Genomic DNA, 23692 nt, shown 5'->3' with positions numbered 1-23692 from the left:
GGCTACTCGCCGAAAGGCCGGACGGGCCGCAGGAGACGCGATCGTTCGACCCATCCGCCAATATCGAAAACGAGACCGAACTGTTCACGTGACTTCTGCGGGGGATCGATCCAGGTCATGATGGTGGCCACCTGGCTTATCGACAGCCCGCCACTGATCACCGCCAACAGGGCACGATATCGCTACTTGAATCGCCCCGAGTTTGGTGCACACCTGGTTATGGGTGTGCAGCCTCGGATTGGGCTGTCTTCGTAGCGTAGTAGATCTGCTCGTACTCGATCGGTGGGATGCGGCCCAGTCGGTGCATGAGCCGATGGGTGTTGTACCAGTGCACCCAGTCGGCGGTGAGCAGTTCGACGTCGGTCAGGCGGTGCAGGGGGCCACGCCGCAGCGGTGAGTCGTCGCAGACGGCCTCGGTCTTGTACAAGCCGATGGTGGTCTCGGCCAGGGCGTTGTCGAAGGCGTCCCCGACCGTTCCGATCGACGGCACCAATCCCGATAGCGACAAGGTCTCCCCGAACCGCACCGAGGTGTACTGCGACCCCGCATCTGAATGGTGAATTGTATTGCCCGTCAATGGGTTACCCTCACGGCGCCGTAGCTCGGCGGCGTGCTGGATCGCCCGGCGTACGAACCGGTCTTCCTTGCTCGCTGAGCAGGTCCAGCCAACGATCCGTCCGGCGTAGGCGTCGATGGCGAACGCGGTGTAGACGAACACCCCGCCGGCCAGCCGGACATAAGTGAAGTCGGCCACCAGCAGCATGTTAGGGGCCGGCACCCGGAATTGGCGGTCCACCAGATCCGGAGCGCGGTCGGCCGCCGGATCGGCGATGGTGGTGCGGACCTTCTTGCGCCGGCGCACACCCTGCCAGCCGTTGGCCTTCATCAGGCGCTCGACGGTGCAGCGGGCCACCGGGATGCCCTGGCGCTGTAGGTGCGCCCACATCTTCACCGCGCCATACAACGACTCGGGCTTGCGTCGGCCCGCCTCGTCAGGTTCGTAGTAGCCGGCCAACACCTCGGTGATGACGGTGTCCCACAAGGCCCGCGCCGACGGCGGTCGGGCCAGCCAGGCGTAGAAGGTTCTCGGGGCGATCTGGCAGCCATGCTCGGACAGCACGCGGCAGATCGGAGCGACCCCGAACCGAGCGCGATGCTCGGCGATGAACCCGCAAATCAGCGGTGTCGCGGGTCGCTCTCCCGCGCGAAGAAACTTGTTGCCGCCTTGAGGATTTCGATGGTTTCCTCAAGCTCACGGTTCTTACGTTTGAGTTCCCGCAACTCCCGTGCGGTATCGGACGGGACACCATCGCGGACCCCGGTATCGACCTCGGCCTGGTTGACCCACCGGCGCAGCGATTCGTAGGACACCCCCAACCGCTTGACGACCGCGGTGATGCAGGCCGTGCGGGTTTCGTACTCCTCGGCATGGTCAGTGACCAGCCGCACCGCCCGGGCCTTGAACTCCTCGTCGTACTTCTTCGGCATGATGCGGACAACCTTCCCTCGAAAGAAGGTGTGCATCAAACTCGGGGCGATTCAACTCACCATGCTCAACTCCCTCATTTGGGGAGTGTCAAGGGTCAACCGACGCAGCTGTAGGGCATCAGCCCAAACGCTGGCAGGCGGCACCCGAAGTCGAAATGCCAGGTATCACCCGACGTCATACCAAGCCTTGAGTAGGGCGGGCGGGGCTCGAACCCGCGACCAAGGGATTATGAGTCCCCGGCTCTAACCAACTGAGCTACCGCCCCATTGCGAGGATCGCGGCCACTATGGTCGCACGCCGTCCCGTGACGACACGCCACGGGCCGACTCGACGCCTACCAACGCCAGGCATCATGTTGAGCGTGACCGACACCCACCCTTTCGATAGAGCCCTGGACCTGCAGCCTGTCGACCCAGACCGCATGCGGGGCCGCACTCGGCCGGATTGGGCGAACATGGTCGGCCCCTTTGGCGGGATCACCGCCGCAGCACTGTTGCACGCGGTGGACATACACCCGAATCGCATCGGCGAACCACTGGCACTCACCGTCAACTTCGCGGCGCCCATCGCCGACGGCGAGTTCGACATCGCGCTGCGGGCAGCGCGCACCAACCGCACCAACCAGCACTGGATCGCCGAGCTCAGTCAGGACGGCGACATCAAGACCACGGCCACCATGGTTTTCGGCATCCGCCGCGACACGTGGTCGGACGACGAGTCCCGCATGCCGAGCGTCGCGCCACCCGGAGGGCTCACCATCAGCGGCCCTCCCCTGCCGTGGGTGAGCCAATACGACACGCGGTATGTCGAAAACCCCTTCCCGGGAGAGGATTCCAGACCCAGCGAGTCATCGAGGACGACGCTGTGGGTGCGGGACGCGAACCAGCGCGGCCTCGACTTCGCCGCCCTCGCTGCGATGTCCGACATCTTCTATCCCCGGGTGTTCCTGCGGCGCGGCGGATTCTTCCCGGCCGGGACCATCTCGCTGACCACGTACTTCCACGCCAACGGACAAGAGCTCGAAAGCATTGGGGGTGACTACGTGTTGGGCAGCGCCCACGCAAACCGCTTCTCCGACGGGTACTTCGACCAGAGCGCACACGTGTGGTCCCGCGACGGCGCATTGCTCGCCAGCACCCATCAGATCGTGTACTTCAAGGGCTGACGTCCAGCGGACGCTGCGCCGTCGCAGACGTCGAACGCCACGTCTCCACGGGCCGCATGGGACTGTCCGAACAACGGTGGATCTGATCTTGGTCTGACACGCCGAGCGTGAGCTTGGCGGGAAGGACTGACGATGTCAGAAACACTCGAATCTATGGCGATTGACCTGGATCAACGGCAGCTAGCGGAGCAGCTGCTCGCACAAGCGAAGGAACAAGGCGTCGAGCTGGTCGGCCCGAATGGGCTGCTGAACCAGTTGACCAAGAACGTGCTGGAAACGGCACTGGATGCCGAGATGGCCGAGCACCTGGGCTATGACAAGCATGACCCGGCTGGCCGCGGCAGCGGTAATTCCCGCAACGGCACCCGGACCAAAACGGTGTTCACCGAGATCGGCCCGGTCGAGATCGACGTGCCGCGGGACACCAACAGCTCGTTCGAGCCGCAGATCGTGAAGAAACGTCAACGGCGCCTGACGGGGATCGATGAAATCGTATTGTCGCTGACGGCAAAGGGATTGACCACTGGGGAGATTGCCGCCCACTTCGCCGACGTCTACGGAGCCACGGTATCCAAGGACACCATCTCGCGGATCACCGACAAGGTGGTCGGCGAGATGACCGAGTGGTGCAACCGGCCGCTGGAGTCGGTGTATCCGGTGGTGTTCATCGATGCGATCTTCGTCAAGGTCCGCGATGGTCAGGTCACCAACCGGCCCATCTACGTCGCGATCGGGGTCACCTGCACCGGTGAGCGCGACATCCTGGGCCTGTGGGCCGGCGATGGCGGTGAGGGTGCAAAATTCTGGTTGGCGGTACTCACAGAGATCAAGAACCGCGGCACCGCCGATGTGTGCATGGTGGTCTGTGACGGCCTCAAAGGGCTGCCGGAGGCGATCAACACGGTGTGGTCCCGCGCGGTGGTGCAGACGTGCGTGATTCATCTGCTGCGCAACACCTTTCGTTACGCGTCGCGTAAGTACTGGGATCAGATCGCCAAGGACATCCGGCCGGTCTACACCGCGGCAACCGAGGCTGCGGCCAAGGAACGGTTCGTCGAGTTCACCGCCAAGTGGGGTGCGCAGTATCCGGCAATCACGGCGCTGTGGGAGAACGCCTGGAGTGAGTTTGTGCCGTTCCTGGACTACGACGTCGAGATTCGTCGCGTCATCTGCTCGACGAATGCGGTCGAATCCCTCAATGCCCGCTACCGGCGGGCGATTCGGGCCCGCGGGCACTTCCCGACCGAACAGGCCGCGCTCAAGTGCCTCTACCTGGTGACCCGATCCCTAGACCCCACCGGCCGCGGTAAGGCACGATGGGCGATGAGGTGGAAGCCCGCACTGAACGCGTTCGCGATCACCTTTAACGGCCGGATCACTCCGACTGGCAACTAACCAAATGCCAGGATCAGATCCACCGTTTATCTGACAGTCCCGCGGACGCTGCGCCGTCGCAGACGTCGAACGCCACGTCTCCACGGGCCGCATCATCAACGGGTAAGTCGCCGTGGTGCATGCACTACTGCCGTCGCGGCGTGAGGCGCCGTGGCGGAATGCCGGGTTAGCTTGCCGGACTGTCACTTTCACCATCGCCGTCCTCGCCCTCGCCATCCTCGCTCTCGGGCGGGTAGAGGGTGGGGTGGTGGTATTGGTTGGTGCGGGGTTGGCCGATGTCGAGTAGTGGTGGCGGGGTCCAGTGGGCGCGGCCGTTTTTCATGGTGGTGCTCCAGCCGCCAGCGTGGGCGGCTCGGTTGTCGCAGCCGCAGGCCAGGGCGAGGTTGGTGATATCGGTGGGGCCGTCGTCGCCCCAATCGGTGTCAACGTGGTGGGCCTGGCAGCGCGAGGCCGGGGCGGTGCAATTGGGTTTGGTGCAGCCGCGGTCGCGGGCGAACAACATGATCCGCTGCCCGGTGGTGGCGGTGCGCCGGGCCCGACCTAAATAGAGGGGGATGGTGGTGTGTTGATCGAACACCGCCAGGTAGTGGTAGGCACCTTGCCCGGCCATCCGGATCAAATCCCGCACCGGCAGTTTCGATCCCGTGTGGGTGACCGCGACCCCGGCGCCGCGTTCGAGTTCCTGCACCGTCGTGGTCGCCACCACCGACACCGGGAGCCCGCTGTGCTCGCCCAACTGCCCGGAGGCCAGCATCATCCGGCCCACCGCTTTGAACGCGTCGTACTGACGCTGAGCCACGGTGCGGGTGTCGCCCGCGATCTGGGCTTGGGTCGGTGTGCCCGAGATGCACGGCTCGGGATCGTCGGGATTGCACATCCCCGGCGCGGCCAACTTTTCGAACAACGCCTCCCAATAGGCCCGAGCCTCCGGATCGAGGCTGGCCTTGACTTCCGAGCGCCCATCGGCCTGCTGCTTACCCATCACGAACGACCGTTGCGGGTCCGGTTCGTCATCGTCAGGTTCGGGCCCGTCCTGATCGAGCCGGTACAGCAGATCAGCGGCCGCTTTGCGCAGCTCCTCCGGCGTCTTGTACCGCGCTGCGGCCACCAGGTCGCGTTCACACTGCACCAACGTGACCGGGTCCACCCACAACGGCACCTTCGCAAAGAATCCGGTGATCACCGCGATATGCTCGATATTGATGACACCGTCGGCTTGGGCGGCGGCGACCAGTTCCCACACCGGGCCCAGGGGTTCGCCGGTGATCGCCGACCGCGGCCCGAGATGGTCGCAGTCGCGGACCCGGCGGCGGGCCTCCTCCCAGCTGATGCGATGCCGGATATGCAGCACCTCGGGCCAGTCTTTCGCCCCGATGTCTTTGGCCGTGGCCTGGGTCTGGGCGGCGGCCAGGATCTGGTGGTCGACCGCCTCGGCGGCACACTTCAGGGTTTCGCGACGGGACTGCAACTCCAACAAGACTTCGATGGGCAGACCGGCGTAGTCCAGGGCCGCGATCGCGGCCGCGGCGGCTTCGTAAGCGGCGTATGCCTGCTCGACGGAGGCCGGATCAGTCAATCCCATACTTCGAACATTAGTTCGAACTACCGACAAGAAACCGTCGAGCCTGTGACGCCAGTTACCTTACGTGACCAGCGAAAACAAAGTGACCAAAGTTTTTTCAGAGGCGCCGGAGAACCGCTACGAGAACACCGGCTGCCCGTCCGCCCCGAGCAGATAGCGCTCGGTACCCTCGGCGACCCGCGGTGCGTCACCGCCCAGTGCGACGGCGATCTTGTTGATGGCGTTGCGCATGACGTCCAGCGTGATCTCCGTGGCCTCGGCGTCGGAGAAGTGCGCGCGCACACCCGCGGCGACCTCGACAGGAATCCGCGCCGGGGTCCAGACCAGGGCGTCGACGTAACGCAGCGCCGCCTTCTGCCGCTCGTCCAGCAGCGACGACGACTCGTACAGCTCGATCTCGGAGTACATCGACTCGTTGCCGCCCGCATCCAGCGCCATGCCCTCGCGCAGCGACTTGCACAGCCGGCAGTTGTGCGCAGCGGCGCCGCGCAGTCGCACCACCTCGGTCGTCACCGGGTCCAGCTCGCGGCGCGCCCCGACGGAACTGGCGAACTGGTTGAGCAGCAGGTCCACCGGATCGGTCTGATGATCCCAGCCGTCGGGATCCACCACCGGCGGCAGGCCCAGCGCCGCGAACCCGGCCCGCACCCGCGGCACGAAGTCGGCGACGAACATCAGCGTCACGACGCGAAAGCTGTTGGCGCCCAGCACCGATGTGAGCTGCCCGCGCTGGGACGAGGTCACCGCCGACACGTCGGTGGCGAATTGCTCGGCGAACTCAGCCACCAGGGGCTCGGCGTCGGACACGGGCCCGAACACCTCTTCATAGGGCAACGGCGCAAGGCCCAACGTCTCGGCACAGGTCTGCCGCATCGCCGCGTTGAGCCGTCGATCAGTAGGCGGCGACAATGCAATCAGGGACGTCAGTAGCTCCTCCACACTCCGGATTATTGCCGCGATGAGACCATCGACGCATGGGTTCGACCGTCTCGGCCGCATTCGCCTCCGACAACGCTGCTGGTGCTCACCCACGGGTGATAGAGGCCATCGTCGGCGCCAACCAGGGCCCGGTGAGCTCCTACGGCACCGACCCCAGCACCGAACGCGCAGCGCAGGCCCTCAGAGACGCCTTCGAGGCTCCCGACGCCGACGTGCTGTTCGCGCTGACCGGCACGGCGGCCAACATCATCGCGCTGGCCTCCGCCGTGCAGCCGTGGCAGGAGATTCTGTGCAGCGATGTCGCGCATGCGTTGCTCGACGAAGCCGGCGGGCCGGTACGCCTGTCCGGCGCGCAGCTCACGCCCCTGCCCAGCGATGACGGCCTGATCGCGCCACAGGCTCTTGACCGGCACCTCGCCCGCCGCGGCGAGGTCCACCATTCCCAGCCGCGCATCGTGACCATCACCCAATCCACCGAGAATGGCCGCGTCTGGTCACCCGGCGCGCTGACGGATTTCATCGACTACGCCCACCAGCACGATTTGTTGGTGCACGTCGACGGCTCCCGGATCGCCAACGCCGTTGCCGCCCTTGATGTCGATCCGCACGATGCCATCGGCGACGCCGACATCGTCACCGTCGGTGGCACCAAGAACGGCTTGCTGTTCGGGGACGCCGTACTGGTCCGCCGGCCTGCACACTTCCCCGGAATTCGCTTCGTGCAGAAGCAAATCGGCCACCTGGCGAGCAAACACCGCTTCGTCTCGGCGCAGTTCGAAGCAATGCTGTGCGACGGCTTGTGGTTGCAGACCGCAGCCCACGCCAACCGCATGGCCGCGACCCTCAGCGCCGGGATGACGGCAGCGGGCCTGCGACTGGCCGCACCGACCGAGGCGAACGAAGTATTCGTCGTCCTCGACGCCACCACCACCGCGCGGGTCCGCCAATATTTCGCCGTTCACGCTCCCGACCCGCTACGACCGATCGTTCGGTTCGTGTGCTCCTGGGCAACCACGGAGGACGACGTCGCCGCGGTTCTGAAAGTTATTGCGCCTGACTGACCGACGACATGTGGAAGTCCGGAATCCGGAGCGACGGCATTTGTGCCCGCGTGGCCCAATCGCCCCACTCGCGAGGCAGCGTGGTTTCGCTGACGCCGGCTTCGGTCGCCCGGCGCAGCAGGTCCAGCGGACTCTCGTTGAACCGGAAGTTGTTGACCGCCGCCGTCACCTCGCCATCTTCGATGAGGTAGACGCCGTCGCGGGTCAGGCCGGTCAGCAGCAGCACCGTCGGATCGACCTCGCGCATGTACCAGAGCGTGCTCAGCAGCAGGCCGCGTTCGGTTCCGGCGATCATGTCGGCCAGGCTCACAGCGCCACCGGTCATCAGTAGGTTGTCGGCAGGCACGGCCACGGGCGCGCCGAATTCCGCTGCGGCGGCACGCGGATAGGCCAGCGCATTCACCACGCCATCACGAATCCAGTCGACGCGGCCGATGTCGAGGCCGTTGTCGAACACCGACACCCGCTCCGACGAACTCGATGTCGCGACGAACGGCAGGCAATCCAGCCCTGGCGCAAAGGGATCCGAGTACAGCGTCAGCCCCAGATCGGTCAGCTTCTCCCCCACCCGAGTACCACCCGGCGCCGACAGCGCGGTCCGCCCTTCCTGGGCGCCGCGGCCGTCCATGCTCCAGCCGAGGTAGATCATCATGTCGGCGACGGTGGACGGTGGCATCAGCGTCTCATACCGGCCTGCGGGCAATTCCACCGTCCGCGACGCCCAGCCCAATCGCAGGCACAGGTCGTCGAGCATGGAATCGATTGGCACGTCGGCGAAATCAGCGGTGCTGACCCCGGCCCAGGCACTCGCGTCGCCGCGTTTGGCGTTGATCTCCACCGAGCCGGTTGGTTGGGTGAACCGTCGCCGGATGCCGCCGGAGGTGGCCAGATAGGTGGTGTCGAGTTCGTGCCGGGCGAAGCCGTACAGCGCGTCACTGCGGTGGAAACCGTCGACGAGACGTGCGGCGATGTTACCGAACACCCCGGCCCCGGTCAGCGGTGACGGAGTCTCCCAGTCCTCGGGCACTTCCTGACCGGTCAGTGCCGGTGCGCTGTCGCGAGCCTCGGGCGCGGCTTGCGCGGCGTCCTGCGACGCCGCGACCAGGCCGGCGATGGCGTCCGGATCGACCTCACTGGATTTCATCGCGCCGACCCGGGCCTTATCCCCTTGGCGGACAATCGAAATGACGGTGGTTTCGCGACTCACCGACTCACCGTTGGTGGTCATGGTGTTGCGGGCCCAGCGCAGCGATGCGGTGGACCGGTCAGTCACGAGGACGATGGTCTCGTCGGCTCGACCTCGGCCAGCGGCCTCGGCCAGAACCAGGTCGACAACCTGCGGTGCACTGATCATCAACGCCCCGATTCAGTTCGTGTGTTGAGCACATTGATTCCGCGGAACAGCGCGGACGGGCAGCCGTGGCTGACGGCGGCCACTTGGCCGGGCTGGGCCTTGCCGCAGTTGAAGGCCCCGCCGAGGCGCCAGGTCGACTCTCCGCCTACGGCTTCCATCGCCCCCCAGAAGTCGGTGGTAGTTGCCTGATACGCGACATCGCGCAGCTGGCCATCCAGCTTGCCGTCGCGAATTTTGAAGAACCGCTGACCGGTGAACTGGAAGTTGTACCGCTGCATGTCGATTGACCACGATTTGTCGCCGACGATGTAGATGCCGTCTTCGACACGGCTGATCAGGTCATCGGTGCTCAGATCCTCGGCACCCGGCTGCAGCGAGACGTTGGCCATCCGCTGGATCGGGACGTGATGCGGTGAATCCGCGTACGAGCAGCCGTTGGAACGGGCCACCCCCAGCTTCGGCGCGAACACCCGGTCCAATTGGTATCCGACGAAGACGCCGTCGCGCACCAGGTCCCAGCTCTGCGCGCGGACGCCTTCGTCGTCGAATCCGATGGTCGCCAGGCCGTGTTCGACGGTGCGGTCGGCAGTGACATTCATGATGGACGACCCGTACCGCATGGTGCCGAGCTTGTCCGGAGTGGCGAACGATGTTCCGGCATAGGCGGCTTCGTAGCCGATGGCCCGGTCGTATTCGGTGGCGTGGCCGATGGACTCGTGGATGGTCAGCCACAGATTGGTCGGGTCGATCACCAGATCGGTGCGGCCCGCGATCACGCTCGGCGCCTTCACCTTCTCGGCCAACAACGATGGCAGCTCGGCCAATTCGGTTGTCCAGTCCCACACCTCGTCACCCGCCACGGCTTCCCACCCGCGAGCGGTCGGCGGCGCCAGGGTCCGCATGCTCTCGAATGATCCGGCGGCCGTGTCGACGGCGACGGCCTCGAGCATCGGCTGCACCCGCACCCGCTGTTGCGTGATCGACGAACCGAAGGCATCGGCGTAGAACACCTGCTCCTTCACTGCCTGCAGACCCGCCGAGACGTGGTCCACTCCGTCGGCCGCGAGCAATCGGCCCGAGTACTCGCCCAGCAGCGCGATCTTGTCGGCGGCGGTGACGTCGAACGGGTCGACGCGATACGGCGATACCCACGACACCTCGGCATACACGGGCTCCGGGGCCAACTCGATGCGTTCGGCATTCAGCGGCGCCAACGTCACCGCGACTTGCACCGCGCGCCGGGCGGTCTCGGCCGCCACCTCGGGGTTCAGCTCGGCGTGCGATGCGAAACCCCAGGTGCCGTCCACGATGACCCGGACCGCGAGACCGATCTCGCGGGTCACCACCGAGGTCTCCAGCTCGCCGTCACGCAGCTGAATGTGCTCGGTGGTGATCCGGTGCACCCGGAGGTCGGCGTAGCTCGCGCCAGCGGCCAGCGCGGCTGACACCGCGGACTCGGCCAGCAAATGGCGCGGCAAGGCCAGGAAGTCGGCGTCAACCCGTCGCAGCGCAGTCACGGCTACACCGTAGTAGCACCACACGCTTTAATGATCCGGTGGCACGCCGCAGGTTTCGGGATACCCTGACCGGCTATGCGCTGCTCGCTCCCAGCCTGTTCGGCGTCGTCATGTTCCTGCTGCTCCCCATGCTGGTGGTCGGCTGGCTGAGCCTGCAGCGGTGGGACCTCTTGGGCCCCATCCGGTTCATCGGGCTCGACAACTGGCATGGCGTGCTGACCGACCCGACGTTCGGCCGCTCGATGGCGGTGACCTTCGGTTTCATCGCGCTGGTGGTGCCCGTTCAAACCGCCCTGGGGCTGGGGGCGGCCATGCTGTTGGCCCGCGGACTGCCGGGCACCGGGTTCTTCCGCACGCTCTATGTCTTGCCGTGGATCTGCTCGCCGCTGGCGATTGCGGTGTTGTGGCGCTGGATTCTCAGCCCCACCGACGGCGCCGTCAGCACGGTTCTCGGGCACCGCATCGAATGGCTGACCGACCCGGCGTTGGCCCTACCGCTGGTTTCGGCAATCACGGTGTGGACCAACGTCGGCTACGTGACGCTGTTCTTCCTCGCAGGGATCCTGGCCATCCCGAGCGATGTGCACAACGCGGCCCGAATCGACGGCGCGACGGCCTGGCAACGGTTCCGCCGCATCACCCTGCCGATGCTGCGGCCGACGCTGTTCTTCGTCCTGGTGACGGGAATCGTCAGTGCGGCGCAGGTTTTCGACACCGTCTACGCGTTGACCGGCGGCGGCCCGGAGGGCCGCACGGATCTGATCGCGCACCGCATCTACGCCGAGGCGTTCGGTTCGGCAGCGGTCGGTCGCGCCGCGGTGATGGCGCTGATCCTGTTCGTCCTGCTGCTCGGCGTCACGCTGGTCCAGCACCTCTACTTCCGCCGACGGGTCAGCTATGACCTCACGTAACGCGCTCATCTATACGATGCTGGTAGTCGCCGCCATGATCACCCTGGTGCCGTTCGGTCTGGGTCTGCTGACATCGTTCACCTCGGCCCGCCAGTTCAACACCGAATCACCGCTGTCCCTGCCGAACCCGCCGACGCTGTCCAACTACACCGCGCTGGCCGACGCCGGCTTCGGCCGGGCCGCGCTGGTGACCGCCCTGATGACCGCGGTGATCCTGTTGGGCCAGCTGACCTTTTCGGTGACCGCCGCCTACGCCTTCGCCCGGCTGGAATTCCCGGGGCGGGACACCCTGTTCTGGCTGTACCTGGCGACGCTGATGGTGCCGGCGACGGTCACCGTGGTGCCGCTGTACCTGATGATGGCCGAAGCAGGACTTCGTAACACGTTCTGGGCGTTGGTGCTGCCGTTCATGTTCGGCTCGCCCTACGCGATTTTCCTGCTGCGCGAGTACTTCCGGTCCATCCCGGCCGACCTCATTCGCGCCGCCCGCATCGACGGCGCCGGCACCTTGGACGTCATCGTGCACGTGGTGCTGCCGGCCAGCCGATCGATCCTCGTCACGCTGGGCCTGATCACCGTTGTCTCGCAATGGAACAGCTTCATGTGGCCGCTGGTGATCACCAGCGGCTCCTCGTGGCGCGTGCTGACCGTCGCCACCGCCGGGCTACAGTCCCAGTTCGACGCGCAGTGGACCGTGGTGCTGGCGGCAACAACCGTCGCGATCGTGCCGCTGATCCTGCTGTTCAGTCTGCTGGGCCGGCACATCGTCCGCTCGATCGTCGTCACCGGCATGAAATGAAGTTCTCGACCCGCTTCGTGACTGCCCTGGCTGCCGCCATGTCAGTGCTGCTGGTGGCCGCCGTGCTCATGGGCCGGATGCAGGATGCCGGAAAAACCATTGTCACGGTGCGGCTGTGGGACGCCCAGGTTGCTGCCGCATACCGCGCCTCGTTCGCGGAATTCACCCGTCGGCACCCCGACATCGAGGTCCGGGTGGACGTCGTCGCGTATGCGTCGTATTTCGATTCGCTGCGGACCGATGTCGCGGGCGGCGGCGCCGACGACATCTTCTGGCTGTCCAATGCCTACCTGGCCGGCTACGCGGACACCGACCGGCTCCTGGACGTCGGAAAACTGTTGGGCCCTGGCGCCTCCGACGCGTGGGACGGTTCGGTGAACCAGCAGTTCACCCGCAACGGAACCTTGTGGGCGGTGCCGCAACTGACCGACGGTGGCATTGCGGTGTACTACAACGCCGATCTGCTGGCGGCCACCGGAATCGACCCGGCCGAGCTGGACACGCTGCACTGGTCCCCCGGCCCCGATGACACCCTGCGTCCGCTGCTGGCCCGGCTGACGCTGGACCAGCACGGAAACCACGCCGGGACGCCGGGATTCGACGCCGGGCAGGTGCGGCAATGGGGCTACAACGCCGCGAACGATCTACAGGGGATCTACCTCAACTACATCGGCTCGGCCGGCGGCACGTTCAGCGAAGGCGACCGGTTCGCGTTCGACAACCCCGGTGCACGGGAGGCATTCGAGTATGTGGTCGGCCTGATCAATACCGACCAGGTTTCCCCGTCGGCGGCCGACACCAACGGCAATGGCGGCTTCTCCCGCAACCAGTTCCTGCAGGGCCGCATGGCACTGTTCCAGTCGGGCACCTACAACCTCGCCGCCATCGCCGACCAAGCGCGCTTCCGTTGGGGCGTCGCGATGTTGCCCAGCGGCCCGGCCGGCCGCGTCAGCGTCACCAACGGGATTGCCGCCGCCGCGAATTCGGCCACCCGCCATCCCGACGCCGTGCGTGCGGTGCTGGCGTGGATGGGCAGCACCGACGGAAACGCGTTCCTGGGCACCAAAGGAGCAGCGGTGCCCGCAGTACTCGGTGCCCAGCCGGTCTACTTCGACTACTGGAAACGGCGCGGGATCAACGTTCTGCCCTTCTTTCAAGTGCTGGACGGCCCTCGTCTCCCAGCCCCGGGCGGCGCGGGCTTCCCGGCCGGCTTCGTCGCCATCAGGCCGTTTTTCGACGAGATGTTCCTGGGCCGCGCGCCGGTCGCGGCGACCCTGGCCGCCGCGCAGCGGGCGGCCAACGCCGCCGCCGATCGCTAAAGCCGGTGGGTGGCCAGCGGGGTCGCCACCTCGACCCACACCGACAACACACACATCGCGACCACCAGCAGCAGCGCCACCGCGTCTGCCCACCCCGGCCGCGCCGGACTCGCGACGATCTGACCCACCCCACCGCGCGCGGTGATGGCGTCGCCCATCTCGTCGCCGCGGCGCAGCGCCACCGTGATCGCGGCCGCCAGCAGGTCGACGATCTCGGCGCGACGTTGCCGCCGGCGCTCCCGGCGGGTTGCGGGCCGCACCTTGGGACGCAGCCGACGGGCCGCGAACAGCACGCGGTACTCGTCGATCAGCATCGGGAACGCGCGCAAAGCCAAGGCCAGCGTGACGGCCCACTCGTCGACCGGGATCCGCAGCCACTTCAGCGGGCGGCCCAAAGTGGCCACGGCAGGAGCGATCTCGGCGACGTTGGTGGTCCAGGAGACCAGGCCGCCCAAGCCCAGCAGCACGATGGACAGCACGGTGATTCGCAGGAAGTTCAGAAAGCCGCCCAGCCCCAGATGCACCGACGCGATGTCGAGGAACGGCTCACCGCCGGCCAGCGCCGCCGTGCCGCCGCCGAGCAACATCAGCACCCACACCAGGCGCGGCACCGACGGCAGCACGCTGCGTGGGATGTGCGCCAGCCACGCCGTGAGCATCACCAGCAGCGCGACCAGGCCGATAGGCACCCAGCCCGGATACATGGTCAGGACCACGCCGAACAGCCCCACCACGATGAGTTTGGTGCCGGCCCACAGTTCGTGGGCGGGCGAGGTGCCGGGCACGGGACGCAGCAGCACCATGGACCGGCGCTGGGTCGCGGGAGCGGTCATGATCGTCCTCCCGCAGTGATCGGAGCTTCAGCGAGTTCGCCGCGATGCAGCCGCAGGATGCGCGGGCACAGTTCATCTAGCCCGGCGAAGTCGTGCGAGATGACGACGACCGTCAGCCCGGTGGTGCGGCGCAATTCGGCGAGCAGCGTCACCAGACCGCGTTGACTGGCAGCATCGAGCCCGGCCAGCGGTTCGTCCAGGATCAAGGCCCGCGGACGACGAGACAGCAACCCAGCCAACACCACCCGGCGCATCTGACCGCCGCTGAGCTGGTCGATACGCCGGTCTGCCAGCTCGGGGCCCAGCCCGACCATCGCGAGTGCCTCGGTGATCCGAGCCGTGTCGCGCTTCGAGAATCCCGCCGCCGAGGCGATTTCGGCGCCTACGCGTGACCGCATCAACTGCAGCCGCGCCGCCTGGAACGAAATGGCCACGGCACCAACCTGATCGGATACCGGCTTGCCGTCGAGCAGACAGCTGCCGGTGGTCGGCACGGTGAGTCCGGCCAGAATCCAGGCCAGCGTCGACTTGCCGGAGCCGTTGAGCCCGTGGATCAGTACGCCCTCGCCCTCGTGGACGGTGAAGCTGATGTCACGCAATGCCGTTGATTCCCAGGGCGTTCCGCTGCCGTACTGATGGCCGACGCCCCGGACCTCGAGCACCGCCGGGCCGCCGGGTTCGATGCCGGGCGCCACGATCGGCACCGGCGCGGTGGCGACCATCTCGATGTTGTCGCTCGCGCCATCGAGTCGCACCACCCGGTCGGCCGAGTCCGCTTCGTCGTTGTAATGCGTTATGTGCACCAGTGACGTCCGGTGGTGCCGCGTCAGATCGGACAGCACTGAGAGCAGCACGTCGCGGCCCTCCTGGTCGACCATGCTGGTGACTTCGTCGGCGATCAGCAGTGCCGGCTCACGGGCCAGGGCGGCCGCGACCGCCAAGCGCTGCAGCTCGCCGCCGGACAGCCCGCCGGTGTCCCGGTCGGCCATGCCACTCAGACCGACCTCACCCAGCAGCCGTTCGACGTCGGTGGTAGTCCCCGATGGCAGGCCCCAGACCACGTCGTCGGCCACTCGAGTGCCGAGCACCTGACTCTCCGGATGCTGCATCACCACGGCGGTGCCACCGGCCCGGCCGAGCCCCACCGCACCCGGTCGGTCGATGGTGCCGGCGGTCGGTGCGCGGCCCGCGAGCATGAGCATGAGCGTGGTCTTGCCCGATCCATTGGCACCGGTGACGGCGACGTGCTCACCCTCGTTGATGTCCATGCTCACCGGGCCGAGCGCATCACGATTGGTACCCGGGTATCGGAATCGGATGTCGCGCAGCCGGGCCGGGACCGGCGCCACCGGACCGGTGGATTCGACGGTGTCGAGCTTGTGGACGTCGGGAATTCCGAACAGCCGCTTCAAGACTCGCGACAGCGCCCACCAGCCCAGCAGCGTGACGACCACGATGTGCAGGATCATCGAGAGCATCACCGGCACCGGCCAGTAGTGCAGGAAGGTGGCGAACCCGGTGCGCAGATCCTCGGCCGCGCGCTCGCCGCCGGGCACCGCAGCGACGATGTTGGCGATGCCGTGGATGTTCGAGGTCATCGACGCGAAGATCAGTTCCCGCAGCCGCCCCACCAACAGCAGGATGCCGATGACGTAGGCGCCGAACACCGCTCCCGCGACCACCGAGGCCCACAGCACCGTGGCGATGCCACGGCCCGTCCGTTTGACGATGCCCGTCAGGCCACCGATGTAGGCACAGAACACCACTGTCATCAGGCCGCCCATCCCGGCGATCAGGAACGCGATGGTGCTGCCGGCGACGGCCGCGGCCACCAGCACCCGAAGCCGGTAGCGGTAAGCGAGTAGCCCCATCGGGACCGTGCCCAACATGCCGAGGCCCGCGGCGAACGGGACGACGACGGCGATGATGGCGGTGGCCGCGCTCAGCGCCGCCATCACAGCGGCCTGGGCGTACTCGCCCGGATTGAGGGGACCGGCCTTGTCTCGGGTGCCGGCAGCAGTCATTGCACAATTCTGCCAGGCGTTTTGACGAGTAAACTGAACAGTGTTGTGACCGTCACCACTCGCGGCGGTTGTTCGACTACATAGAGAATCTATGAAACCATGTTGAACATGACAGCTGCACCGGCGACCGAAACAACTCTCGCCTCGGATCTCCTCGCCGTCGTTGCACGCATCAACCGCTTGGCCAATCAGCGCGTCCGGCTCTCGTTGCCGTTCGCCCAGGCCCGGCTGCTCGCCACCATCGAAGGCGAAGGCAGCGCCCGCATCTCCGACCTCGCCGCGATCGACCACTGTTCGCAGCCGACCATGACGACCCAGGTCCGTCGGCTTGAGGACGCCGGGCTGGTGTCCCGCACCGTCGACCCCGACGACGCTCGCGCCGTGCTCATCAGCATCACCCCGCAGGGTGTCGCAGCCCTGGCTCAGGTCCGTGCCGACCGCGGCAAGGCCATCGACCCGTTCCTGGCAGAACTCGACAACTCCGACCGAGAAACCCTGGCGGCCGCCGTCGGAATCATGCGCGGCCTACTCGCCGCACACTGACGGTTACGGCCCGGGGATCGGATCCAGCGCCTTGAGCGCACCACCGTCGACGGTGAACCGCACGCTGCCGATACCCGTGGGCATTCCCGGCTGATCCTTGGCCTGCTGCCACTGGTACTGAACCGTCACACTGTCCGGAGCACTCGCAGTCACGGTGATGTACGGCCGCGCGTCGGCGGTCGGCGTGCCGAGCATCGTGTTCTTGTTGAAGAACACCACCTGCTGCGGGCTGTCCGGCGTCGAGTTGTTCTGGCCGACCTGCACCCAGTACAACGCACAATTCGCAGTGTGACCGCTGCCCATCTGCGTCCACTTGCCCGACGGCGGTGCCGGCAACGCGTAGATGGACGCTGTCACGACGTTCTGCGCCGGCCCATCAGCAGGCGTGCACTTGTCTGCTTGCGGGGCGGGATCCGGGCCTTTCGGACTCCAGCCACACCCGGCAGTGAGCAGGGCCGACCCCGCGAGCAGGGCAAACGCTGACGTGTAACTGATGGGCCGCATGGGGCCAGCCTACGTGCCTGCGCACCAAGTCTTTTGAGATCGGCATGGTTTGCCCGCTCGATCCGCGGGGCACTCAAACATTGCCTTTGCCGCCCGGTTGGATTTAGCCGGGCGCGAAATCCATTGCGAATAGGGGCAATTCGATTTGGCGCAGACAGAAGAGAGGTCAATCCAAGAGGCCGGTGGTCAAGACCGCTGCGACGGCGGCAATCTCGACGGCATTGCCAGTCGGGGTTGCAGGTTTACTACTTGCGAGCGTAGGCACCGGTCCCGAACCGGTGCCTTGCGCAATGGCGCGGGTAACCAATGGCCATGTCGATCACGGTCGGCGGCGGACCGCCGGAGTCCGACGGTGATTTGCCCGGAGGCGTCGCTGGGCTGTACGGCGGCGGGATGTGGCCGGCCTCGGGCAGCAAGGCACAACGTCGCGTACTGGCCCTTGCCGTCGGCGTCCTCGTTGGATTGCAGCGGCGACGGTGGCAAGACGCCGCCGTGGAACTGATCGGTGTCGCCCACGACTCGGACATGTCGCCCTACGTACTGGCCGAGGCATTGGTCGAGCTGTCCGGCGGGCATTCCCTGCGACTGGCGGGCAGGTCCCGTCCCGACGCGGTGCGCACCGCCCTCAAGCATTGGGGCGACTTACTCAACCCAGCTCCGGCCGACGGTGACGAACAACGGGCCCGGAACAACCTCTCGCTTGGTGAGGTCACCGATCCTGTCAGTACCCTGTGAACGTGACCACCCCGCATCGCTTCGCGCTCCGCCCCTGCCACGGCCCCACGGAATGGCCTGAGCTGGTGCGCATCTGGCGAAGCGCGGTCGAAGCGACACACGACTTTCTATCGGCCGACGACATCGACTTCTACGAACGCCGCCTCGCCGAGGAGTACTTGAAGCTGGTCGAGGTGACCGTGGCGGACTCCGATGGCGTGCCCGTCGGATTCGCGGGCGTCGCAGGCGGGAGCCTGGAGATGTTGTTCATCGACCAGCAGCATCGTGGCCGCGGCGTGGGATCGGTCTTGCTGGCCGACGCGGTGGCCAAGAGCCCGGGCCTGGTGGTCGACGTGAACGAGCAGAATCCCCAAGCCGTCGGTTTCTACCATCGCCACGGCTTCGTCACCTTGAGCCGCTCGGAAACCGACGGCGACGGACGTCCCTTTCCGATCCTGCACCTGGGGCCTGCCGAGTCCGCCGCAGAGCCCGGCTCACACCTCAAGGTTCTCTGAGCGCTTCATCGCAGTCATCAGAAAGCGACTCCGGCTCAGCGGTGCGCGCGGCGGTGTTCGCTGCCGTGCCGCCGATTCCCGCCGCCGCGGCAGCGGCGTCCAGCAGGCGTTTGCCCGAGGTTGAAGACGGCGACTGGACTGCATCCAGTCCGGTTGTCTGCTCCGCGGACATTCCGTAATGCTCGAGCAACCCGGCTTCCTCTGCCGGCGTGACGTGACCCGCACCGTCGATCGACGGAGCACACTTGACGATGTCTCGCGCGACAGCCAACCGCACCGAACCGTCGTCACCGTCTCGCACGCCGGCCAACGGGACCAGCGGCTCCGAGATGCCTAACAATCCAAGGTGAACTGACACCCATCTCGGTTGTCCGCTCCGGTCGAGGTACACCTGGTGAATCTTGCTGATCTTGGCTCCCGACAGGTCATAAGCAGTCACGCCCACCAGTCGACCGACGTCCGACATCGAATTGGTCCCCTATTCCTCAACCGCGCTCTGCGCGGGATCAGGCGTGCCGACCGTGTGAATGGTGATGCTCGCCAAGCAACATGCCCGACAGCAACCACACGGCGCCGAATGTCGCAGCAGCCAGCGAAACGATCATCGCCACTGCGCCGAACGTCAGATATCCGGCCACCATCGCGACGGCACCGACGACCAGTGCCACGAAACTCGTGCCGATGGTCACCAGGCCCGGCACCATAGCGCCGGCCGAGGGAGGCGATTCATTCATGCATTGCGGGTACCCGTGAGCGCCGCCACCAAAACGCTGCGCGCGTGCCGAGCGCGGGGCTTGCCTAGACGACACGCCGGGCAGCGCCACGGCAGGCCCCACGCTCGGCGCAGCGCCCGCGCCGGTGGCGGCACCCACCGTCAGAATGCAAAATGACCAGCACGTTCGTGCTGGTCACCGTTGCTCCCCCGATTGGACTCGAACCAATAACCGCCCGATTAACAGTCGGGAGCTCTGCCAATTGAGCTACAGGGGATTGTGCTCAGGCCCTGGGCGCGTGTCCCTGAACCGAGGCATGACTCTAGCGCATGACTGCACGGATCTTTGAATCGGCTGGTAGCCGCCGGTCGGGCCAGACGCATCGGCGATCGTGAGGCAGGATGGAGCTACGCACCGTCATCAGGGAGGGGTCCAGTGATCCGAGCCGTCGCCGTCATGGCCGTTGGCTATGTTCTGGGAGCCAAGGCAGGCCGTCGCCGTTACGAGCAGATCGCCGGCACTTACCGCGCCATCACCGAGAGCCCGAAGACCAAGGCGATGCTGGATGCGGGCCGGCGCAGGCTGGCCGACAAGGTGTCACCGGACCCGAACATGGTGCGGTTGACCGCCATCGATTCGCAGACCACGGTGCTGCATCCGGAGTCCATTCACGACTGACCGTCGGGCCTGACGACCGCCCCGGGGCGGTTGCCGGTTCGAGAACCGTCAGCCGAGCGGCTGGTTCCAACTCTGGCCCGGCAGCAGCGGACCGCTACTGACGCCGGCGCTGGGACCCCAGACACCCCACGGCGTGCCCACATTCACGGGCTGCCCATTGGACCGGCCCATGCAGTTGCCGTCTTCTTTGTTGCCGAACCAGGCGAGGCAGCCACCGTCCGCCGTCGACTGCGAGGACGGGGCACTGCTCAGCGCGATGATGACCGGGGCAGCCACTGCGGTGGCCACGAGCGTTGCTGTGGCGAAAAGCCGGGTTGCCCGAATGGTCATGGTGAGCTCTCCCCTACGGTCGGTTCTGCCCCACCATATCGCGCACGGTGGTTCCGCGTGTTACAGCAGACGGAAAGGCTCAGCTGAGGTCGTCGCCGCTGGCCTGCTGCAACAGGCTGCGCCGGTACTGCTCCATGGCGACGAGGTCGCCGAACAGGGCGTGGTACTCGGTGCTCTGCTCCACCGGCGACATGCGCTGCAGTTTCGACTTCAATTCCGCGATCTCGCGGCCTACCCAGACCTCTTGCAGCCGGGCCAGCACGCTCGCGATGTACCGAGGCAGCCTGTCCTCCTCCACCTGGAAAGCCTCGACCGATAGTTCGGTGATCAGGCTCGCCGCGGCCGACCCGGCCTCGCGTACGGCCTCGATCCATTCCGCGCCGCCCATCCCCGAGGCCGTGCCGCCGGCGGTGGTGATCGCCTGCCGGACTGCCGCGTACCCGGGATGGGTGAAGCTGTCGACGGGCAGCCCGTCGAATACCGGGCCGGCCATCGCCGGGTGCTGCAGCGCCGACTTGAGTGCCTCCCGCTGCGGCCACAGGGTCGGATCCTTCGGGTTCGGCCGGCCGACCGCCGGGGCCTGAGCCGCCGGCGCCGCCTGGCGCCGGCTGTCCCGCTTCGACGTCGCGGGGCCGGACTTGGCCGACTCGCGCACCCGTGAAATCACCTGCGCCACATCATCCCAACCGACCCAGCCGGCCAATTGGCGGGCGTATTCGTCACGCAGGGTGGAGTCCTTGATCCGGGCTGCCAACGGCACGCAGCGGCGCAGCGCCGCCACTCGGCCCTCAGCGCTGTCCAGGTCGTGCTCTTCGAGAGCGGTGCGAATCACGAACTCGAACAACGGTGTTCGGCGCGCCACCAGATCCCGCAGCGCCCCGTCTCCGGCCGCCAGGCGCAGATCGCACGGGTCCATGCCGTCGGAAGCCACAGCGACGAACGACTGACCGGTCAGATTCTGTTCGCCCTCAAAGGCTTTCACGGCGGCAGCGCGGCCGGCGGCATCTCCGTCGAAAACGTAGATCAGCTCGCCACGAAAGAAGTTGTCGTCCATCATCAGGCGCCGCAGCATCGACAGGTGCTCGTCGCCGAAGGCGGTGCCGCAGGACGCGACCGCGGTGGTCACGCCGGCCAGGTGCATGGCCATGACGTCGGTGTAGCCCTCGACGACGACGGCCTGATGCCCCTTGGCGATGTCACGCTTGGCCAAATCGAGGCCGAACAGCACGTTGGATTTCTTGTACAGCACCGTTTCCGGTGTATTGACGTACTTGGCTTCCATCTGGTCGTCGTCGAACAGGCGGCGGGCGCCGAACCCGATCACCTCGCCCGTCGCACCCCGGATGGGCCAGAGCAGCCGACGGTGGAACCGGTCCATCGGGCCGCGGCGGCCCTCCCGGGACAACCCGGCGGCCTCCAGCTCCTTGAAGGTGAATCCCTTGCGCAGCAAGTGCTTTGTCAGGGTGTCCCAGCCCGACGGCGCGAACCCACAGCCGAAACGCTTGGCCGCGTCGGCGTCGAAGTTCCGGTCGATCAGATACTGCCGGGCCGCGGCGGCCTCCGCCGACTGCAACGCCTCGGCGTAGAACTCCTGCGCGGCGGTGTTGGCGGCGAGCAACCGGCTGCGGCTGCCCTTGTCCCGCTGCACGTTGGTGGCGGACGCCCCCTCGTAGCTGACGGTGTAGCCCAGCCGGTCGGCGAGGAGTTCGACGGCTTCGACGAAGGTGACGTGCTCGACCTTCTGCACGAAGGCATAGACGTCGCCGCCCTCACCGCAACCGAAGCAGTGGAACTGGCCGTGGTTGGGCCGCACATGAAACGACGGGGACTTCTCGTCGTGGAACGGGCACAGGCCTTTGAGCGAGTCGGCACCCGCGCGCCGCAGCTGCACATGCTCACCGACGATGTCCTCGATGCGGGTGCGTTCACGAATGGCCGCGATATCGCGATCAGGAATCCGGCCGGCCACGCGCCCAGTGTAGGCGGGCGCTACCCGACCACTACGCGGACGCTATATGGGCTCAGTCAAGCGGGCGCGGCGAGCGCGCCTCGTGGACGCGTTCCAGCCGCGTCTCGGTGTACGACGCGATCTGGTCGACAACCACCCGCAGCCGGGCGCCGTCGTCGTCCGCGAGGGCGAACTCGGCGGCGAACTGCGGGTCGAGGCTCGCCGGGGCCTGGCCCCACAGCGCCAGCGCGACCTCGCGGACCATCGTGCGCTGGTCGGCCTGAATCTGCAGATGCTGATGGTCGGACATGATGAACTGCAGCGCCAGCATCTTGAGGACCGCGACCTCGGCGCGGACCAGACTGGGCACCGCGAGATCGGCCTCGAAACGGCGCATGGTCGCGCGCCCCGACTGCTTCTTGGTCTCGGTGACCGCGGCGTTGGCGAATCGCCCGACCAGCTCACTGGTGAGTCGCTTGAGCGCCACCGACGTCGCGACCGAGCCGTCGTACTTACCGACGCCGGTGACCACCGGCAGCTGCGACAATCGCGCGGCGGCCGCCAGCATGTCGTCGTGCGTGACCGTCGGATGGGACCGCGCACCGAGGCGCGCCAGCGTGTCGGCGGCGTCCGCGTCGGCGAGTACGCGTAGATCGATACGGCCGGAGATGATGCCGTCCTCGACGTCGTGCACCGAGTACGCGACGTCGTCGGCCCAGTCCATGACCTGAGCTTCCAGGCACAGCCGCTCGTCCGGGGCCCCCTCGCGCACCCAGGCTGCGGCGACCGCGTCGTCGTCGTAGAAACCGAACTTCACGCGGTCCTCGCGGAACCAGGGGTACTTGATCACGGCGTCGAGCGCCGCCCTGGTGAGGTTGAGCCCGGCTGAGCGCCCTTGACTGTCAAGCGCTTTCGGTTCGAGCCGGGTCAGGATGCGGAAATTCTGGGCGTTGCCCTCGAACCCGCCGAACGGTTTGGCGATCTCGTCGAGCGCGCGCTCGCCGTTGTGGCCGTAAGGCGGGTGGCCGATGTCATGGGCCAGACCGGCGAGGTCCACCAGGTCGGGGTCGCAGCCCAGCCCTACGGCCATGTGGCGTCCGATCTGGGCCACCTCGAGCGAGTGGGTGAGCCGGGTCCGCGGAGTCTCGCCCTGACGGGGCCCGACCACCTGGGTCTTGTCGGCCAGCCGGCGGAGCGCGGCACTGTGGAGAACGCGGGCCCGGTCACGCGCGAAATCGGTGCGGTGGCCGGCATCGGTACCGGGCAGCGTGGCGCTCTTCACGCCCTCCCCGACCAGCCGCTGCCGGTCGAAGTCGCTGTATCCGTCGCTTGTGATGCCCACAGCCGAAGTCTGCCAGC

24 protein-coding genes and 2 tRNA genes are annotated in these 23692 nt (G+C 66.8%); 10 read left to right on the top strand and 16 right to left on the bottom strand.

All coding sequences use genetic code 11. From position 1 onward, the window contains the following. Positions 1 to 2 precede the first annotated feature (2 nt). From ACX12F_RS08625 to ACX12F_RS08615, 3 genes are all read right to left on the bottom strand, one after another. Entirely contained in the window at positions 3 to 167 is a 165-nt protein-coding gene (locus ACX12F_RS08625) for a hypothetical protein (RefSeq protein WP_459369182.1), read from the bottom strand. Between the two features lie 50 nt (positions 168 to 217). Further along, positions 218 to 1488 (bottom strand): IS3 family transposase gene (locus ACX12F_RS08620; protein WP_459369181.1). Its coding sequence is split into 2 segments (ribosomal slippage): positions 218 to 1215 and positions 1215 to 1488, totalling 1272 coding nucleotides; the frame shifts between segments, so codons are not numbered across the junction. 192 nt (positions 1489 to 1680) lie between these two features. Beyond that, positions 1681 to 1754 (bottom strand) — tRNA-Ile (locus ACX12F_RS08615). A gap of 96 nt (positions 1755 to 1850) precedes the next feature. Here ACX12F_RS08615 and ACX12F_RS08610 point away from each other — a divergent pair. Beyond that, on the top strand, positions 1851 to 2654 hold the full coding sequence (locus tag ACX12F_RS08610) for an acyl-CoA thioesterase (protein ID WP_459369180.1): 804 nt from the start codon (positions 1851 to 1853) through the stop codon (positions 2652 to 2654). A gap of 153 nt (positions 2655 to 2807) precedes the next feature. Beyond that, positions 2808 to 4049 carry an IS256 family transposase gene (locus ACX12F_RS08605; protein WP_459366463.1) on the top strand — a complete coding sequence of 414 codons (1242 nt, stop codon included), beginning with the start codon at positions 2808 to 2810 and terminating at the stop codon, positions 4047 to 4049. Between the two features lie 166 nt (positions 4050 to 4215). On the opposite strand, the gene ACX12F_RS08600 is transcribed toward ACX12F_RS08605, so the two are convergent. Together ACX12F_RS08600 and ACX12F_RS08595 are read right to left on the bottom strand one after the other, a co-directional pair. Next, positions 4216 to 5631, bottom strand: a complete 1416-nt coding sequence (locus ACX12F_RS08600) for an HNH endonuclease signature motif containing protein (protein ID WP_459369179.1) — start codon at positions 5629 to 5631, stop codon at positions 4216 to 4218. A 117-nt stretch (positions 5632 to 5748) separates the two neighbouring features. Next, on the bottom strand, positions 5749 to 6591 hold the full coding sequence (locus ACX12F_RS08595; protein ID WP_459370278.1) for a carboxymuconolactone decarboxylase family protein: 843 nt from the start codon (positions 6589 to 6591) through the stop codon (positions 5749 to 5751). 14 nt (positions 6592 to 6605) lie between these two features. On the opposite strand from ACX12F_RS08595, the gene ACX12F_RS08590 reads away from it, so the two are divergent. Continuing rightward, positions 6606 to 7631: a threonine aldolase family protein gene (locus ACX12F_RS08590; RefSeq protein WP_459369178.1), complete on the top strand. Its 1026-nt coding sequence runs from the start codon at positions 6606 to 6608 to the stop codon at positions 7629 to 7631. On the opposite strand, the gene ACX12F_RS08585 is transcribed toward ACX12F_RS08590, so the two are convergent. Then, positions 7615 to 8985 carry a metallopeptidase TldD-related protein gene (locus ACX12F_RS08585; RefSeq protein WP_459369177.1) on the bottom strand — a complete coding sequence of 457 codons (1371 nt, stop codon included), beginning with the start codon at positions 8983 to 8985 and terminating at the stop codon, positions 7615 to 7617. The genes ACX12F_RS08590 and ACX12F_RS08585 overlap by 17 nt on opposite strands. Continuing rightward, the gene (locus ACX12F_RS08580) at positions 8985 to 10502 is read right to left on the bottom strand and encodes a TldD/PmbA family protein (protein ID WP_459369176.1); all 1518 of its coding nucleotides are present in this window, start codon (positions 10500 to 10502) and stop codon (positions 8985 to 8987) included. Before ACX12F_RS08580 ends, ACX12F_RS08585 begins: the two co-directional genes overlap by 1 nt. A gap of 38 nt (positions 10503 to 10540) precedes the next feature. Here ACX12F_RS08580 and ACX12F_RS08575 point away from each other — a divergent pair, with 38 nt between their 5' ends. Genes ACX12F_RS08575 through ACX12F_RS08565 form a run of 3 tightly spaced genes read left to right on the top strand, consistent with a single transcriptional unit; the run spans position 10541 to position 13531 of the window. After that, a complete protein-coding gene (locus ACX12F_RS08575; protein ID WP_459369175.1) occupies positions 10541 to 11413 on the top strand; it encodes a carbohydrate ABC transporter permease in 873 nt (290 codons plus the stop codon). Next, the gene (locus ACX12F_RS08570; protein ID WP_459369174.1) at positions 11400 to 12212 is read left to right on the top strand and encodes a carbohydrate ABC transporter permease; all 813 of its coding nucleotides are present in this window, start codon (positions 11400 to 11402) and stop codon (positions 12210 to 12212) included. The genes ACX12F_RS08575 and ACX12F_RS08570 overlap by 14 nt, the downstream gene beginning before the upstream one ends. Beyond that, complete coding sequence (locus ACX12F_RS08565; protein WP_459369173.1) at positions 12209 to 13531, top strand: ABC transporter substrate-binding protein; 1323 nt, start codon at positions 12209 to 12211, stop codon at positions 13529 to 13531. Before ACX12F_RS08570 ends, ACX12F_RS08565 begins: the two co-directional genes overlap by 4 nt. On the opposite strand, the gene ACX12F_RS08560 is transcribed toward ACX12F_RS08565, so the two are convergent. Then, on the bottom strand, positions 13528 to 14364 hold the full coding sequence (locus ACX12F_RS08560) for a CbiQ family ECF transporter T component (protein WP_459369172.1): 837 nt from the start codon (positions 14362 to 14364) through the stop codon (positions 13528 to 13530). The two genes, ACX12F_RS08565 and ACX12F_RS08560, sit on opposite strands and share 4 nt — an antisense overlap. After that, positions 14361 to 16388, bottom strand: a complete 2028-nt coding sequence (locus ACX12F_RS08555; RefSeq protein WP_459369171.1) for an ATP-binding cassette domain-containing protein — start codon at positions 16386 to 16388, stop codon at positions 14361 to 14363. Before ACX12F_RS08555 ends, ACX12F_RS08560 begins: the two co-directional genes overlap by 4 nt. A 99-nt stretch (positions 16389 to 16487) precedes the next feature. Between ACX12F_RS08555 and ACX12F_RS08550 the strand changes: the two genes are divergently transcribed. Then, positions 16488 to 16931 (top strand): MarR family winged helix-turn-helix transcriptional regulator, encoded by a 444-nt coding sequence (locus tag ACX12F_RS08550; RefSeq protein WP_459369170.1) that lies wholly within the window; start codon positions 16488 to 16490, stop codon positions 16929 to 16931. Positions 16932 to 16934: 3 nt separating this feature from the next. On the opposite strand, the gene ACX12F_RS08545 is transcribed toward ACX12F_RS08550, so the two are convergent. Then, on the bottom strand, positions 16935 to 17435 hold the full coding sequence (locus ACX12F_RS08545; RefSeq protein WP_459369169.1) for an LppP/LprE family lipoprotein: 501 nt from the start codon (positions 17433 to 17435) through the stop codon (positions 16935 to 16937). Positions 17436 to 17747: 312 nt separating this feature from the next. Here ACX12F_RS08545 and ACX12F_RS08540 point away from each other — a divergent pair, with 312 nt between their 5' ends. Continuing rightward, a complete protein-coding gene (locus ACX12F_RS08540) occupies positions 17748 to 18170 on the top strand; it encodes a hypothetical protein (RefSeq protein ID WP_459369168.1) in 423 nt (140 codons plus the stop codon). Beyond that, positions 18167 to 18664 carry a GNAT family N-acetyltransferase gene (locus tag ACX12F_RS08535; RefSeq protein WP_459369167.1) on the top strand — a complete coding sequence of 166 codons (498 nt, stop codon included), beginning with the start codon at positions 18167 to 18169 and terminating at the stop codon, positions 18662 to 18664. Before ACX12F_RS08540 ends, ACX12F_RS08535 begins: the two co-directional genes overlap by 4 nt. On the opposite strand, the gene ACX12F_RS08530 is transcribed toward ACX12F_RS08535, so the two are convergent. The 3 genes from ACX12F_RS08530 to ACX12F_RS08520 all read right to left on the bottom strand — a co-directional run bounded on the left by ACX12F_RS08530 (position 18651) and on the right by ACX12F_RS08520 (position 19654). Beyond that, positions 18651 to 19103, bottom strand: a complete 453-nt coding sequence (locus tag ACX12F_RS08530; protein ID WP_459369166.1) for a hypothetical protein — start codon at positions 19101 to 19103, stop codon at positions 18651 to 18653. The genes ACX12F_RS08535 and ACX12F_RS08530 overlap by 14 nt on opposite strands. Positions 19104 to 19170: 67 nt before the next feature. After that, the gene (locus ACX12F_RS08525; RefSeq protein WP_459369165.1) at positions 19171 to 19398 is read right to left on the bottom strand and encodes a hypothetical protein; all 228 of its coding nucleotides are present in this window, start codon (positions 19396 to 19398) and stop codon (positions 19171 to 19173) included. Between the two features lie 183 nt (positions 19399 to 19581). Next, a tRNA-Asn gene (locus ACX12F_RS08520) sits at positions 19582 to 19654 on the bottom strand. A gap of 158 nt (positions 19655 to 19812) precedes the next feature. On the opposite strand from ACX12F_RS08520, the gene ACX12F_RS08515 reads away from it, so the two are divergent. Beyond that, positions 19813 to 20055, top strand: a complete 243-nt coding sequence (locus ACX12F_RS08515) for a hypothetical protein (protein WP_459369164.1) — start codon at positions 19813 to 19815, stop codon at positions 20053 to 20055. Positions 20056 to 20103: 48 nt separating this feature from the next. On the opposite strand, the gene ACX12F_RS08510 is transcribed toward ACX12F_RS08515, so the two are convergent. The 3 genes from ACX12F_RS08510 to ACX12F_RS08500 all read right to left on the bottom strand — a co-directional run bounded on the left by ACX12F_RS08510 (position 20104) and on the right by ACX12F_RS08500 (position 23675). After that, positions 20104 to 20385 carry a DUF7155 family protein gene (locus ACX12F_RS08510; protein WP_459369163.1) on the bottom strand — a complete coding sequence of 94 codons (282 nt, stop codon included), beginning with the start codon at positions 20383 to 20385 and terminating at the stop codon, positions 20104 to 20106. 79 nt (positions 20386 to 20464) lie between these two features. Further along, entirely contained in the window at positions 20465 to 22354 is a 1890-nt protein-coding gene (gene dnaG, locus ACX12F_RS08505) for a DNA primase (protein WP_459369162.1), read from the bottom strand. A gap of 52 nt (positions 22355 to 22406) precedes the next feature. Beyond that, complete coding sequence (locus ACX12F_RS08500) at positions 22407 to 23675, bottom strand: deoxyguanosinetriphosphate triphosphohydrolase (protein ID WP_459369161.1); 1269 nt, start codon at positions 23673 to 23675, stop codon at positions 22407 to 22409. Between the last annotated feature and the right edge of the window lie 17 nt (positions 23676 to 23692).

Source organism: Mycolicibacterium sp. HS_4_1 (assembly GCF_054515875.1).
The sequence above is the reverse complement of the archived record's forward strand: the minus strand, read 5'-3'. Positions and strand labels throughout refer to the sequence as shown.